11 protein-coding genes and 1 pseudogene are annotated in these 14,328 nt (G+C 62.6%); 3 read left to right on the top strand and 9 right to left on the bottom strand.

Annotated features, from left to right (window positions below):
• Positions 1-860, top strand: a pseudogene (locus tag TRIHO_RS23805) (SPOR domain-containing protein); the annotation flags it as partial.
• 121 nt (positions 861-981) lie between these two features.
• Here the strand turns inward: TRIHO_RS23805 and TRIHO_RS05095 are convergent.
• Positions 982-1,992 carry a hypothetical protein gene (locus TRIHO_RS05095; RefSeq protein ID WP_068240959.1) on the bottom strand — a complete coding sequence of 337 codons (1,011 nt, stop codon included), beginning with the start codon at positions 1,990-1,992 and terminating at the stop codon, positions 982-984.
• Between the two features lie 112 nt (positions 1,993-2,104).
• A complete protein-coding gene (locus TRIHO_RS05090) occupies positions 2,105-3,733 on the bottom strand; it encodes an AMP-binding protein (protein WP_068240956.1) in 1,629 nt (542 codons plus the stop codon).
• A gap of 165 nt (positions 3,734-3,898) precedes the next feature.
• Here TRIHO_RS05090 and TRIHO_RS05085 point away from each other — a divergent pair, with 165 nt between their 5' ends.
• Both TRIHO_RS05085 and TRIHO_RS05080 read left to right on the top strand, forming a co-directional pair.
• Positions 3,899-4,549: a sulfotransferase family 2 domain-containing protein gene (locus tag TRIHO_RS05085; protein WP_068240954.1), complete on the top strand. Its 651-nt coding sequence runs from the start codon at positions 3,899-3,901 to the stop codon at positions 4,547-4,549.
• Positions 4,550-4,693: 144 nt separating this feature from the next.
• Entirely contained in the window at positions 4,694-5,386 is a 693-nt protein-coding gene (locus TRIHO_RS05080; RefSeq protein ID WP_068240952.1) for a Hint domain-containing protein, read from the top strand.
• A gap of 444 nt (positions 5,387-5,830) precedes the next feature.
• Here the strand turns inward: TRIHO_RS05080 and TRIHO_RS05075 are convergent, their stop codons facing one another.
• From TRIHO_RS05075 to TRIHO_RS05045, 7 genes are all read right to left on the bottom strand, one after another.
• On the bottom strand, positions 5,831-8,032 hold the full coding sequence (locus tag TRIHO_RS05075; RefSeq protein ID WP_068240948.1) for a 3-hydroxyacyl-CoA dehydrogenase NAD-binding domain-containing protein: 2,202 nt from the start codon (positions 8,030-8,032) through the stop codon (positions 5,831-5,833).
• Positions 8,033-8,071: 39 nt separating this feature from the next.
• Positions 8,072-9,283, bottom strand: coding sequence for an acetyl-CoA C-acetyltransferase (locus TRIHO_RS05070; protein ID WP_068240946.1), 1,212 nt, complete (start codon positions 9,281-9,283; stop codon positions 8,072-8,074).
• Between the two features lie 10 nt (positions 9,284-9,293).
• A complete protein-coding gene (locus TRIHO_RS05065; protein ID WP_068240945.1) occupies positions 9,294-9,926 on the bottom strand; it encodes a glutathione S-transferase family protein in 633 nt (210 codons plus the stop codon).
• 286 nt (positions 9,927-10,212) lie between these two features.
• Entirely contained in the window at positions 10,213-11,376 is a 1,164-nt protein-coding gene (locus tag TRIHO_RS05060) for an acyl-CoA dehydrogenase family protein (RefSeq protein ID WP_068240941.1), read from the bottom strand.
• A gap of 35 nt (positions 11,377-11,411) precedes the next feature.
• The gene (locus TRIHO_RS05055) at positions 11,412-11,624 is read right to left on the bottom strand and encodes a hypothetical protein (protein WP_068240939.1); all 213 of its coding nucleotides are present in this window, start codon (positions 11,622-11,624) and stop codon (positions 11,412-11,414) included.
• Between the two features lie 100 nt (positions 11,625-11,724).
• On the bottom strand, positions 11,725-13,506 hold the full coding sequence (locus TRIHO_RS05050; RefSeq protein ID WP_068240936.1) for an acyl-CoA dehydrogenase C-terminal domain-containing protein: 1,782 nt from the start codon (positions 13,504-13,506) through the stop codon (positions 11,725-11,727).
• Between the two features lie 73 nt (positions 13,507-13,579).
• A complete protein-coding gene (locus tag TRIHO_RS05045; RefSeq protein ID WP_068240935.1) occupies positions 13,580-13,981 on the bottom strand; it encodes a MerR family transcriptional regulator in 402 nt (133 codons plus the stop codon).
• Between the last annotated feature and the right edge of the window lie 347 nt (positions 13,982-14,328).

Here is a 14,328-nt window from a genome sequence, read left to right as displayed (position 1 = left end):
CCGCGCCAGTCCCGGCCGCGCCGCGTCCGTCGGTGCCGTCAAATGCCGGCGGGCCCTGTCCGGGCGCTTCTGCGCTCAGCCAGCAGTATATCAACAAAGGGCCCGACGTTCGCTGCGGCCCCCAGGCGAGCGATCCGCTCAGCAGCCTGACGCCGAACACACGCATCCTGCCGCTGCATGTCTATCAGGAACGCCGCCTCAGCAGCGATGTCGAGGTGCCGACCGGGTATCGCGCTGCCTGGACCGATGGCCGCCTGAACCGCAACCGCGCCGAACGCACAGTGCGACCGGCGGTTATCGCGGCGCGGGCGGATATCCCGCAAGGATTTACCCGCGCGGACAGGGGCGACGACCGGTTCAACCCGGCGCGCGGTGCCCGCACGCCGCAGGGCGATGCTCAGATGGCGCAGATCTGGACGGATGGGTTGCCGCGCAAACCGGTGGCCAAGCCGCTGGACAAGGTTCCGTTTTCGCTGCGGGAGGCACAGGCCGTCGTTGCCCAGTCGGCGCCCTATGGGTTTTCTGCGCCGCGTCAGAACAGCGCCGATGGCGGCGATCTGGTGTTGCGTCTGTCGACCCGCTCGGCGGAGGCCTCTGCCGAGGCGGCCGTCAGCGCCGCTCAGCCCGAGCCCCAGCGCCGCCGCTATGTGCGCGCCGTGACATTGGCCAACCCGGCAGAGGCGCAGGCCATCGCGCGAGCGCTGGAAACGGCGACCGGCCTCGACATGCGGATTGGCGAGGTGACCCGCGACGGGCAGGCCCATCAGGTCGTATTGTCCGGCCCCTTCACCGCAGGTGCGGAACAGGCGCTTGAACGGGTGCGCGCGGCAGGTTTTCCGATGGCGCGGCTCAGCAAGTAACCGTCTGTGCAAGGGGTGGTTCGAGGGCAGGGTCAACCCTGGCCGGGCCAAGGCGTGTGGATCGCCCCATAGGGCTCCCCCATTTGGCACCCGCGCGGGGGCGGTCGCGGCGAAGCGGTGACTACCCGCAGATATTCTGCAACTGCACCCAATCGCGATCGTTCAGCACCGGTGCCAGGTCCCGCCCTGCCATCGGATCCGCCTCGATCAGGGTCAAGGTCGTCTCGCCGGTGGTGTCACGGGCATAGGCATAGGGGGTCGACGGAATGGCTGCGCGCGCGAATTCCGCCAACAGGGCTTCATCGTCGACCGGCGGGCGCGGCGACGACAGCACCACCTCCGAATAGCGGTCCAGTGTTTCGCGTTTGATCTCTCCGGTGGTCAACAGCCGGAAGGTGGCGACAAAGCCGCCGATATCAAGGATCTGCGCCATCGGATCCTGGTCCGCCGTGCGGGCGCGTTCGACCAGCACGGCGCCTGCGGCAACGGCCGGGTCCTCGAACTCTTCGATGAAGCTGCGATGGATCAGCACGATCCCACCCGGCAGCGTCAGGCTTTCGGCGACACCAGAGCGCATGACCACGACCCGGCGCACGCCGGCCCGGCTCGCCAGGGTTTTGAGGATCGGATCTGCCTCGGAGGCGGAGCAAGCCTGACCGCTGACCCGTTCGATCCGTCCCAGCAGCGCTTGCCCAATCGCCTTGCGGTGCACCTCGGACACGGCCGAAAGCGTTTGCTGGCGCATGGTGCGGGGCAGCCCGAAGGCCAGCAGCAGACCGGCAAGCGCCAGAACGCTCAGGCCGCCAATCAGGCGCAGCCGTCCGGGGTGTGGGCGGGCGCGTTCAATGGCGGCATGTACGGTTTCTATGGCGCCGATCATGGTCGCTTCATCCGCCGCCAGTTCCAGCGTCTCTCCGGGGTCGCCGTCGGGGTGATACAGCGCGGGCGTTTCGCCGGGATTGGCCCGCTCTACCGCCGCCAGCGACCAATGCGCCAGCGGCCGATCCTGCATATCGGTAATGGTCAGCGTGGCATCCCCGAGCGACACGACAACGTCGCGCCGCTGGTCGTCGGGCGTGGGGCGCCAGAGGCCGACTGCTTCCAGCCGCTGAAATTCTCGGAGTACCGTCATAAGAGCGGTCTGCCTGCTCCATCTTGTTGTTCCATGGCTGTAGCATGTCCAGGCCACCGGCGGCAAACCGCTTTGCGATCCGATGTGGCTAGACAGGCGATTTACCTTGGCTTCAGAAGGTCTTGAACCGTTTGCGCAGCTCGAACTTCTGGATTTTCCCGGTCGAGGTCTTGGGCAGTTCTTCAAAAATCACCGTCTTGGGCGCTTTGAAGCCGGCCAATCGCTGCCGGGCAAAGCCGATCAGGGCGGCCGCATCCGCCGTGGCGCCGGGTTTCAACTCGACAAAGGCGCAGGGCACCTCGCCCCATTGCGGGTCCGGCTGAGCGACAACCGCGGCCAGGTTGACCTCCGGATGCGCCATCAGCACACCCTCGACTTCAACAGAAGAGATATTCTCGCCGCCCGATATGATGATGTCCTTGGCCCGGTCCGAGATCTGGATATAGCCGTCGGGATGCTGCACGGCGATATCACCGGAATGGAAATACCCGCCTGCAAAGGCCTCGGCGGTGGCGGTCGGGTTTTTCAGATAGCCCTTCATCACCGAATTGCCGCGCATCACGATCTCGCCCTGCGCTTTGCCGTCCTGGACCACCTGCTGCAAGGTCTCATCCAGCACGGTCACCGTCTCCATCATCGGAAAGGCGACGCCCTGCCGGGCCTTGATCGCGGCCCGCCCGGCCGGGTCGAGCCCGTTCCAGGCCTCGCCCTTCCACAGGCATTCGGTGACATGGCCGTAGGTCTCGGTCAGCCCATAGACTTGGGTGACGTGAAAGCCGAGCTTTTCGATCTTTTCCAGCGTCGCCGGGGCAGGGGGCGCGCCTGCGGTAAAGACTTCGACCGTATGGTCAAAGGCGCGCCGCGCCGTATCCGCGGCATTGACCAGCATATTGAGCACAATCGGCGCACCGCCAAAATGGGTGACCCCCTCCTCCGCGATGGCAGCATAGATCGCCTCTGCCGTGATATTGCGACAGCAGACCACAGTGCCGCCCAGCACCGGCATCATCCAGGTGTGGTTCCAGCCGTTGCAGTGAAACAGTGGTACGATGGTCAGATAGACGGGCCGCATCTGCAATTGCCAGGAAATCACCGTGCCCATGGTCATCAGATAGGCGCCGCGATGATGGCAGACCACGCCCTTGGGCCGCCCGGTGGTGCCGGAGGTATAGTTCAGCGCCAGGCTCTCCCATTCATCCTGTGGCAGGATCCAGTCGAAATCGTCCGATGCCGTCGCCAGCATCTCCTCATAGGTGGGATGGCGCCCGCTCGCGGCGATCCCGGCAGCGGGGTCCGGCACTTCGATCAGCAGCGGGCCCGCGCCCTCCATCTGTGCCTTGGCAGCCTCGGCCAGGGGCAGGACCTCGCTGTCGACCAGCGCCACCTTCGCCTCGCCATGGGCAAAGATATAGGCGACAGTATCGACATCCAGCCGGGTGTTGATGGTGTTCAGTATCGCACCCGTCGCCGGAACGCCGAAATGCGCCTCCGCCTGGGCGGGCACATTCGGCAACAGTGTGGCGACCACATCGCCTGGTGCAACCCCCCGTGCCGCAAGGGCCGCAGCCAGTCGCGTGCAGCGGGCATGATACTCTGCGTAGCTGCGCCGCGTCTCGCCATAGACCAGTGCGGTTTCATCGGCAAAGACATGCGCCGCCCGTTGCAGGTGCGACAGCGGCGTCAGGGGAACGTAGTTCGCCGCTGTCCGCTCCAATCCCGTTTCATCCGCCAACCACCCCATTGTGTCTCCTCCCTTGTGTCGTTGCTGTTGCCTCCCGCAACAGGGAAGTATTGCGTTGGCGCGCCGGAAAATGAAAGAGATTGCAGTCGGCCACCGTCATTCTGTCGTGATTTGCCTCCTGCGATGATGGTTTGCCCCCCGCGCGGAATAGGCTAGCCTTGGCCCATGATCCTGTCGCGCGGCCGTTCTTTCGTCTTTATCCATATCCCCAAGACCGGTGGCACGGCGCTGGCGCTGGCGCTGGAGGCCCGCGCCATGGCGGATGACGAAATGCTGGGCGATACCCCCAAGGCGCGCAAGCGCCGCCGACGTCTGCAGGGGATCAAGACGCAGGGGCGGCTGTGGAAACATTCAACCCTGGCGGATATCGAAGGTCTCGCTACCCGGGACGAGCTGCGACAGATGTTTGCCTTTACCCTGGTGCGCAATCCCTGGGACCGCGCCGTCAGCCTCTATCACTGGCTTCAGGGGCAGAGCTTTGAACATCCGATGGTGCCGCTGGCCCGGTCGCGGGCGTTTTCAGAGTTTATCACCGACCCGCTGGTGCTGCAGAGCTTTGCCGCCAATCCGGCGCCGTCCTATATGCGGCAATCGGACGGGTTTGAGCATTGCAGCTGCTACATCCGGCTGGAACATTTCGCCCAGGATGCGATTCCCTTGTTCGATCACCTGGGATTCGGCCTCGATCTGCCGCAGATAAATGCGTCGTCTCGCGAGCAGGATTGGCGCATTTACTACGATTCCCGCGCGGTCGATGCCGTAAGGACGTGCTGCGCGATCGAAATCGAACGATTTGAATACTCTTTTAACGAATAACACCTATCCCTTTGAGTATCGGCGGCTCCCTAAGAGACCGCGCCCAGGTCGAACCGGTTTGCTACAACTGTAAACACGGAACGGCGGATGGAGCTTCGAGCCCACGAGGTCCGAAGCAAATGTCGAGATCGAAAGGACAGACACATGTTGGATTGGTTTGCAAAACGGAATGCCTCCCCGATGGCAGAAGCGTTCACCACCGCGTTTCCGTTGGTCTCTACCGGTCATGCCGGTGTGCTTGTCGGAACCATGGTCGCCACCGCCACCGGCTGGCGCCCGGTCGAGGCGCTCGCCATTGGCGATGAGGTCCTGACCTTCGACCACGGCATGCGCCCGGTTAAATCGGTCGAACGTCAGACGCTTGTGATTGGCGATACCGCCTGCGCCCAGGAAATGGCACCGATCTATATCCCCCGCGACGCCCTCGGCAACCGCAACCCGATGTGGGTCAAGCCGGAGCAGGGCCTGCTGATCGAACATGATCTGCTCGAAGACAAGCTTGGCGATCCCTTCGCCGTCGTCCCGGCCTGCGCGTTGGAAGGCTATCGTGGGATCACCCGCGCGCCGCAGCAGGTCACCATGGAAACCGTGGTTCTGGCCTTTGACGAAGACGAAGTGATCTATATCGAAGCCGGCGTTCTGGCCTTCTGCCCGGTTGGCCACGACCTGATGCACGACTGCATCACCGACGCCGCGCAAGACCTCTACACGCTGCTGTCCGCAACAGAGGCACGCGAACTGGTCCTCGACATGATCACCGAGGACACCTTCTGGACCGCAGGCGCGATCAACGGCAGCGGTGGCACCGGCGAGCCGCAATACGCCACCTACGCCTGATCCCCATTACGCTCTCTCTCTCCCGACCTCTCCTGAACCGATGACCCGTTTCGCCCTTGCGGAGCGGGTCATGGCTTTTTGGGGGCGGCGACAGAGCTGGCCTGACAGAGCCGCTGGCCTGATAGAGACTGGCCTGACCGAACTGGTCCGATAGGTCAGGCCGACAGTGCAGGCCGACAGTGCAGGCCGACAGTGCAGGCCGACAGCGCAGGTCGGCAGAGTGGGCGGGACAAGGCATGACCTGACTTGGGTGTGACTTGGGGTGATCGGGCATGGGCTGCGCGCGACTGCCCGAAGTTTTCCAATCTGTCTCGGACACATCATCATGCCCGACAGCGACCCCGACAGCGACCCCGACAGCGGGCCGCGCAAAAAAAGAAGAGCCGCCCCCAATGGGACGGCTCCGTCTTGTATGCATCGATGGCCTGCGGCAGCGCGATGCCGTCAGGCGGCGGCTTCTTCCGCCGGGGCAAAGCGGCCATAGAAGGTCTGACCCTTTTCAGCCATTTCCCGCAGCAGCGGCGGGCAGGCGAAGCGGTCACCGTAAGCCTCTTGCAACTGGTCGCACCGCTCGGCCGCATAGGGCGTGCCGATGATATCGAGCCAGCTGAGCGGCCCGCCGGACCAGGGCGCAAAGCCCCAGGCCAGGATGGCGCCGACATCGCCCTCGCGGATATCCATCAACACGCCTTCTTCCAGCGCCCGCACCGCTTCCAGCACCTGCGAGAACATCAGCCGTTCCTGCACTTCAATCAGGTCGGGCTGGGCCGCGGCCAGAGGATATTTCTCCTGAACACCGGTCCAGTAGCCAACCCGCTTGCCCTTGTCATCATAGTCAAAGAACCCGGCCTTTGACTTGCGCCCCAGACGTCCCTGGTCTTCCATCCAGAAGATCAGATCATCCGCCGGGCTTTCGGGATAGGCATCGCCCATCGCAGCCTTGGTCGCCCGCGCGATCTTGGCCCCCAGATCAACCGAGGTTTCGTCGGTCAGCTGCACCGGTCCGACAGGGAAGCCCAGCTGACGCGCGGCATTGTCGATGAGCACCGGCGACACCCCTTCGGTGATCATCCGCAGCCCCTCGTTCAGATAGGGGATGATGCAGCGGTTGCAGTAGAAGAACCGCGCGTCATTGACCACAATCGGCGTCTTGCGGATCTGGCGCACGTAGTCCAGCGCCTTGGCTACCGCGCGATCCCCGGTTTTCTCACCCTTGATGATCTCCACCAGGAACATCTTCTCGACGGGCGAGAAGAAGTGAATGCCGATGAACTGCTCCGGCCGCACCGAGGCTTCGGCCAGGCTGGTGATCGGCAGGGTCGAGGTATTGGAGGCAAAGACGCACTCCTCGGGAATGATCGCCTCGACCTTCTTGGTCATCTCGGCCTTGACGCCGGGATCCTCGAACACCGCTTCAATGATCAGATCGCAGCCCTTGAGGTGGTCAAGATCCGGCGTCGCGGTGATCTGCGCCAGCAGCGCGGTTTTCTTGTCCTCGGTGGCCTTGCCGCGTTTGATCCCCTGATCCATGTAATTGGCGGCATAGGATTTGCCCTTGTCGGCGGCCTCCTGGTCGCGGTCGATCAGCACGACCTCCATGCCGGCCTGGGCCGAGACCAGCGCGATGCCGGCCCCCATCATGCCCGCGCCCAGCACGCCGATCTTCTTGACCGATTGATCCTCGATCCCTTTCGGGCGCACGGCGCCTTTTTCCAGCGCCTGCTTGTTGAGGAACAGGGACCGGATCATGGCAGAGGAGGACGGGTTCATCAGCACATGGGTGAACCAGCGTGCCTCGATCCGCAGCGCGGTGTCAAAATCGACCATTGCGCCCTCATAGACTGCCGACAACAGCGCCTTGGCCGCCGGAAACGCGCCTTGGGTCTTGCCATGCACCATGGCGGACGCACCGACGTAGTTCATAAAGCCGGCCGGATGATAGGGCGCACCGCCGGGCATCTTGTAGCCTTTGGCGTCCCAGGGTTTCACCAGATCGGCGGGTTTCGCGGTCAGCACCCATTGGCGGGCGGCGTCCAGCGGATCGGCCGCGACCTCATCCACCAGGCTGGCGGCCTTGGCCTTTTTCGGGTCCAGCATCTTGCCTTCCAGCAGCACGGGGGCCGCGTTCACCGCCCCGACCATGCGGGAGTAACGGGTGGTGCCACCACCACCGGGGAAGATCCCGATCATGATTTCCGGCAGGCCGACCTTGGCCTTCGGATTGTCGGTCATGGTGCGGTAATGGCAGGCCAGCGCGATCTCGGTGCCGATCCCGGCGCAGGTGCCATTGATGGCACAGGCAATCGGTTTGCCGCCCTTGTTGGTCTTGGGCTCCATTCCTGCGCGCTCCAGTTTGCGCAGGATACGGTGACCTTCCATGGTGAAATCGAACAGCCCCTGGGCCGGGGTCTCGCCCGACTCTTCGCGGATCGAGGCCAACACGTTCAGGTCCATGCCGCCGGCGAAATCCTTCTTGCCAGAGGTGATCACCACGCCCTTGACCGCGTCATCGCCCAACGCCCGGTCGATGTAGTCTTCAACCAGGCCAAAGGCCTCGCGTGTCAGGACGTTCATGGATTTGTCCACCGCATCCCAGGTGATGATGGCGATGCCATCTGCGTCTACGTGATATTTGAAATCAGTCATTTTCTGTCTCCAACCCGTCTCAGGTGAGAATTGCGTCCGTCAGACGCGCTCGATGATTGTGGCCGCACCCATGCCCGACGCGATACAGAGCGTGGCAAGGCCGCATTCCTTGTCCTGCCGCTCCAGCTCGTCCAGCAACGTGCCGATGATCATCGCCCCGGTGGCGCCCAGCGGATGCCCCATGGCAATCGAACCGCCATTGGGGTTGACCAGCGCCGGATCCACGTCAAACGCCTGCATGAACCGCATGACAACCGCCGCAAAGGCCTCGTTGACCTCAAAGAGATCCAGATCGGAAATCTTCATGCCGGTCTCGGCGAGGATCTTTTCGGTGACGGGCACCGGGCCGGTCAGCATGATGGTGGGATCGGTGCCGATCTTGGCGGTCGCCTTGATCCGCGCGCGCGGCTTCAGCCCGTAGCGTTCGCCAAATTCCTTGTTGCCGATCAGCACGGCAGCGGCGCCATCGACGATGCCAGAGGAGTTGCCGGCATGGTGGATGTGGTTGATCTTTTCCAGGTGCGGGTATTTGAGCTTTGCCACGGCATCAAAGCCCGGCATCACTTCGCCCATCATCTGGAACGATGCATTCAGCGCGCCAAGCGCCTGCATGTCGGTGCCGGGACGCATGTATTCGTCATGCTCCAGAATCGTAAGGCCGTTCTGGTCCAGCACCGGAATGATCGACTTGGCAAAGCGGTTGTCGTCCCAGGCCGCCTTGGCCCGGCGCTGGGATTCCACCGCCAGCGCATCGGCCTGCTCGCGGCTGAACCCGTATTCGGTGGCGATGATATCGGCAGAGATCCCTTGCGGAACGAAATAGGTGTCCATCGCCAAGGTTGGATCAACCGCAATCGCCGCCCCATCGGACCCCATTGCCACGCGGCCCATCATTTCGACGCCACCGGCAATATAGGCCTGACCCGCGCCGCCCTTGACCTGGTTGGCGGCCAGGTTCACCGCCTCCATGCCAGAGGCGCAGAACCGGTTGATGGCGAGGCCGGGGATGGACTGGTCCAGGTCAGAGGCCAGAACCGCCGAGCGCGCCAGACAGCCGCCCTGTTCCATCACCTGGGTGACATTGCCCCAGATCACGTCCTCGACGGCGTGTCCTTCCAGATTGTTGCGCGCCTTGAGGGCGTTGAGGGTCAGCGCCGACAGGCGCAGCGAGGTCACCTCGTGCAGGGCGCCATCCTTGCGGCCCTTGCCGCGTGGCGTCCGGATGGCATCATAGATATAAGCTTCGGTCATATTGGTCTCCTCAAGCTCGATCCGACGGGTTGCCGGGCATCAGGTCATAGGGGTGTTTCCAGCCGGGCTGGGCGCTGAGGCGCGTCAGCCAGGCATCGATATTGGGCCATTCGGCACGGTCAAAACCAAACGGCTCCGGATAGTAGAAGTAGCTGCAGCAGGTGAGATCGGCGTTGGTGACGCTGTCACCAACAATCCAGTCGCGCCCCTGCAGGTGGGTGTCGAGAATGGCAAAGGCCGAGGTCAGCCGCCCTTGCAGGAAGGCGATCACCTCTGCCGGACGTTTGTCCGCAGGCAGGAAATTCATCAGGAACCGGCACAAACCCGCGTTCGACGAGAGTTTGTGATTGTCCCAAAGCTGCCAGCGCAGGATCTCTCGTGCCTCCTCCGACGTCGCGCCTCCAAATTTCCCGTACGTTTCGGACAGATATTGCTGGATGACCGCAGATTGACTGAGGGTGACGTCCCCATCGACGAGAACAGGACATTCGCCCATCTCGTTCACCTCTGATCGGAAGCTGTCGCTGCGGGTGACGCCACTGAAAAAATCCACGAACACCGGGTCCCAGTCGAGCCCGCCGAGTTCCAGTGCCAGCGCCGCCTTGTAGGAATGGCCGCTTTCACCAAAGCAATAGAGTTTCATGTTTGAACCGCCCCTCCCCGTGGCGATGTTGCGGCGGGGGTTTCACACCCCCGCACCCCCGTGAGGTATTTGGAAAAAGATGAAGAGCTTTGAGGAACTGTTAACCAAGACGGCGGCAATATGGCCATGCGGTACAGGCTGAGGAGCCGATGATCGCAAAAGGTGAAGGCGCGCTTGCCCATTAGGCGGAGAGCCAGGGGGCGAGCGTGCCCCATCCCTTCATCTTTTCCTAAATACCTCCGCCGGAGGCTCCCGAAAGCTGCTGCTTTTGACTGCGCCGAATGTGTCACAGGGACCTCGCAATCAATTCCTTCATGATTTCATTGGTTCCGCCATAGATGCGTTGGACGCGGGCATCGGTCCACATCTCGGCAACGGCGTATTCCTGCATGAAGCCATAGCCCCCGTGCAGTTGCAGACAGTCATCGAGCACGGCGCCCTGGGTGTCGGTGATCCAGTATTTGGCCATCGCGGCTTTTGCGACGGTCAATTCTCCACGCAGGTGTTCGACCATGCACTCATCCAGGAAGGCGCGGGCGACTTTGGCTCTGGTCAGGCATTCGGCGAGCTTGAAGCGGGTGTTTTGAAACTGGGTCAGCGGGCCGCCAAAGGCCTCGCGCTCTTTGCAATAGGCGATGGTACGCTCGACGGCGCCCTGCATGGCACCGACGGCGCCGCAGGCGATGATCAGCCGTTCCTGCGGCAATTGCTGCATCATCTGGTAGAACCCCTGGCCCTCGGCGCCGCCGAGGATGTTTTCTGGCGGGACGACGATGTCGTCAAAGAACAATTCCGAGGTATCCGCAGCATGAAGCCCGATCTTTTCGAGGTTGCGGCCGCGGCTGAACCCTTCTGCGCCTTCGGTTTCCAGGGCGACAAGCGAGACGCCTTTGGAGCCTTCCTTCGGGTCGGTTTTCGACGCCACAAGGATCAGGTTGGCGTGCTGGCCATTGGTAATGAAGGTTTTCTGCCCGGAGAGGCGATAGACATTGCCATCCTTGATGGCGCGGGTCTTGATCGCCTGCACATCGGAGCCGGTTGAGGGCTCGGTCATGGCCAGCGCGCCGACCAGCTCGCCCGAGATCATCTTTGGCAGCCAGCGCTGTTTCTGCTCTTCTGTGCCATAGGCGAGGATGTAATGGGCGACGATGCCGGAGTGGATGCCATGGCCCCAGCTGGCCAGATTGGCACGGCTGGCTTCGATCAGGATCGCCGCCTCATGGCCGAAGTCGCCCCCGGCGCCGCCATATTCTTCCGGGATCGACGGGCACAGCAGGCCCAATGCGCCCGCTTCGGCCCAGGTAAAGCGATCCATCTCGCCCTGCTTGCGCCAGGTGTCGAATTTTGGCGCCCATTCGTTGGTGATAAAGCTCTGCGCCATATCGGCGAGCATCTTGTGTTCGTCGGTCATCCACGCGGATGAGGCCTGAAAGTCCAGTTCTGCGCTCATCGGTTCCCCCCTTTGGTGCGTCGGTGCGGGCCGCGCTACCGTTTTCGGTCCTCCAGCTCGGCATTGAATAGCCGCAGCCGGTGGGTCAGGTTTTCCTCATGGGTGACGCTGTCGAAGTTCTCGAACAGAAACGACAGCGCCTCTCCCTCGTCCAGGCCAGCCTCGGAGGCAAAGCGTTTGAGCCGACGAAACCCGTCTTCCGTCATGGCGACGGGAAAACGGCGGGTCAGGCGAAAACGTTTGGGCATATTCGGATCCTTTTCTTTCCAAATGCGCCCCGGCCGGGGATCGGGATCAGAGCCGCCCCGCGGGCAGGGCGGCTCCGGTGTGTCAGGTCGCTGTTCGCGATCAGAACTGTGCGGCGTCGAGCGCCATCACCGTGTCGGCGCCGGTTTCAATCCGGGCCAGGTGCAGTTTGGTCGCGGGCAGCTGACGTGCCATGTAGTAACGGCCGGTGGCGCGCTTTGTCTCGTAGAACGCCGCGTCAGAGGCACCGGCGTCAAGCGCCTTTTGTGCCGCCAGACCCATCCGCGCCCACATCAGGCCCAGGCAGACATGGCCGAACATATGCATGAAGTCATAGGACCCGGCCAGCGCATGGTTGGGGTTCTTCATGCCGTTCTGCATGAAATACATGCCCGCGGCCTGCAGATCTTTGGAGGCGGCTTTCAGCGGCTCGATGAAGTCCTTGGTGTAGGCTTCGGAAACATCGGCGTTTTCCTTGCAGAACCCTTTGACCAGATCAAAGAACGCCATCACGTGCTTGCCACCGTCCTGGGCCAGCTTGCGGCCCACCAGATCCAGCGCCTGCACGCCGTTCGCGCCTTCGTAGATCATCGCAATGCGGGCGTCGCGGGTGTATTGCGACATGCCCCATTCCTCGATGTAGCCATGGCCGCCATAGACCTGCTGGGCCTGCACCGTCATGTCATAGCCCTTGTCGGTGAGGAAGCCTTTGATCACCGGCGTCATCAGCGACACCAGCCCATCGGCGTCCTTGTCGGCGCCCCGGTGGGCCTGGTCGATCAGGGTCGCGCCCCACAACAGGAACGCCCGCGCGCCTTCGGCAAAGCTTTTCTGGTCCATCAGGTTGCGGCGGATATCCGGGTGCACAATCAGCGGGTCCGCCGGGCCATCGGGGTTTTTCGCTCCGGTCACATCGCGGCCCTGCAGCCGGTCCTTGGCGTATTCCACCGCGTTCTGATAGGCCGCTTCGGCTTGGGCCAGCCCCTGCATGCCGACGCCGACACGGGCCTCGTTCATCATGGTGAACATGGCGCGCATGCCTTTGTGCATCTCGCCCAGCAGCCAGCCGGTGGCGCCGTCATAGTTCATCACGCAGGTGGAGTTGCCGTGGATGCCCATCTTTTCTTCGATATTGCCGACCGAAACGCCATTGCGCGCGCCAGGGGTGCCGTCTTCGTTCACCAGGAACTTCGGCACGATAAAGAGCGATACGCCCTTGATGCCGTCGGGGCCGCCGGGGATCTTGGCCAGGACCAGATGAATCACGTTGTCGGCCATGTCGTGGTCGCCGGCAGAGATAAAGATCTTCTGGCCGGAGATCTTGTAGGATCCATCGTCCTGCGGATCTGCCTTGGTGCGCATCAGGCCCAGGTCGGTGCCGCAATGCGGTTCCGTCAGGTTCATGGTGCCGGTCCATTCGCAGGACACCATCTTGGGCAGATAGGTGTCTTTCTGCGCGTCGGTGCCATGCACCAGGATCGCCGAGGCGGCGCCATGGGTCAGGCCCTGATACATGGTGAAGGCCTGGTTGGCGGCGGAGAAAAACTCGCCCACGGCGGTGCCCATCACATAGGGCATGCCCTGTCCGCCGTATTGTTCCGGCATGTCGAGGCCGGTCCAACCGCCCTCCTTGACCTGGTCAAAGGCCGCCTTGAACCCGGTCGGCGTGTAGACCACGCCGTTTTCCAGCCGGCAGCCTTCGGTGTCGCCGACCACGTTCAGCGGGTGCAGCACGTCGCGGGCGATCTTGCCGGCCTCTTCCAGCACGGCGCCGGTGAATTCGGAGTCCAGTTCGTCGTAGCCGGGAATGCCGGAGTCTTTGATGTTCAGCACGTCATGCAGGACAAATTGCGTGTCCTTGGTGGGGGCGGTGTAAACTGGCATCGCGTTCCTCGTCGGTTGCGCTGTGGCGGTCAGATGGGTGATGGGTCGATAGGGTGGGCAAGGGCCAGAGCGTCTATTCTGCGGCCTTTGCCCCTTGTTTCATCGAGGCGATGACTTTTTCGCCCCATTTCAGCTGATCCTTCAGATCGTCGATGGCCTCGTTCAGCTCGTCGCGCTGACGTTCCATATCGGCCAGACGCTCCTGCGCGATCTCATAGGTGCGGCTGAGCTGCGTCAGCTGTTGATCGCCCATGTGGTAGAGGTCCAGAAGCTGGCGGATCTCCTCAAGGGTGAAGCCGAAGCGCTTGCCGCGCAGGATCAGCTTCAGCCGGGCGCGATCGCGTTTGGTGAACAGACGCTTCTGACCGTCACGGGTCGGAAACAGCAGTTCCTTGGCTTCGTAAAATCGCAACGTGCGCGGAGTCACTCCGAACTCGTCGCACATTTCGCGAATGGATTTGATGTCTTCGGTCATAGGTCTCTTTACGTTGAAGGTCACAACGTCAACTTTAGATCGCTTTCCCAAGGTTACAACATGAAGCTGACGTTTACGTAACTTCGACGCTGCGTCACTTTTGCAGGTGACGTTGTGACAGGGAAATGTGACGCGACGTCGCAGAAACTCTGGCCCGAAACCGAAGGCGTCGAGCGAGAAAAAATCAGAAAAAGTAGTTTGATTTCAACAGGACGCCCGGACCGTTTCGCCTGGATCACCTGTCACGCCACGGGCCGCAGTGTCCCGGCTGCATTGGGCGGTGGCGGCTGCCTCCGACAGGTCGGGGCGGGCTTTTGGGGGCCGTTGGGGCCAGAGCGGGGGCAGTT

The sequence above is a fragment of the Tritonibacter horizontis genome (assembly GCF_001518015.1).
In the GTDB taxonomy this organism is placed as follows: domain Bacteria; phylum Pseudomonadota; class Alphaproteobacteria; order Rhodobacterales; family Rhodobacteraceae; genus Epibacterium; species Epibacterium horizontis.
Note: the sequence above shows the minus strand (reverse complement) of the source record. Positions and strands in the feature narration are given on the sequence as shown.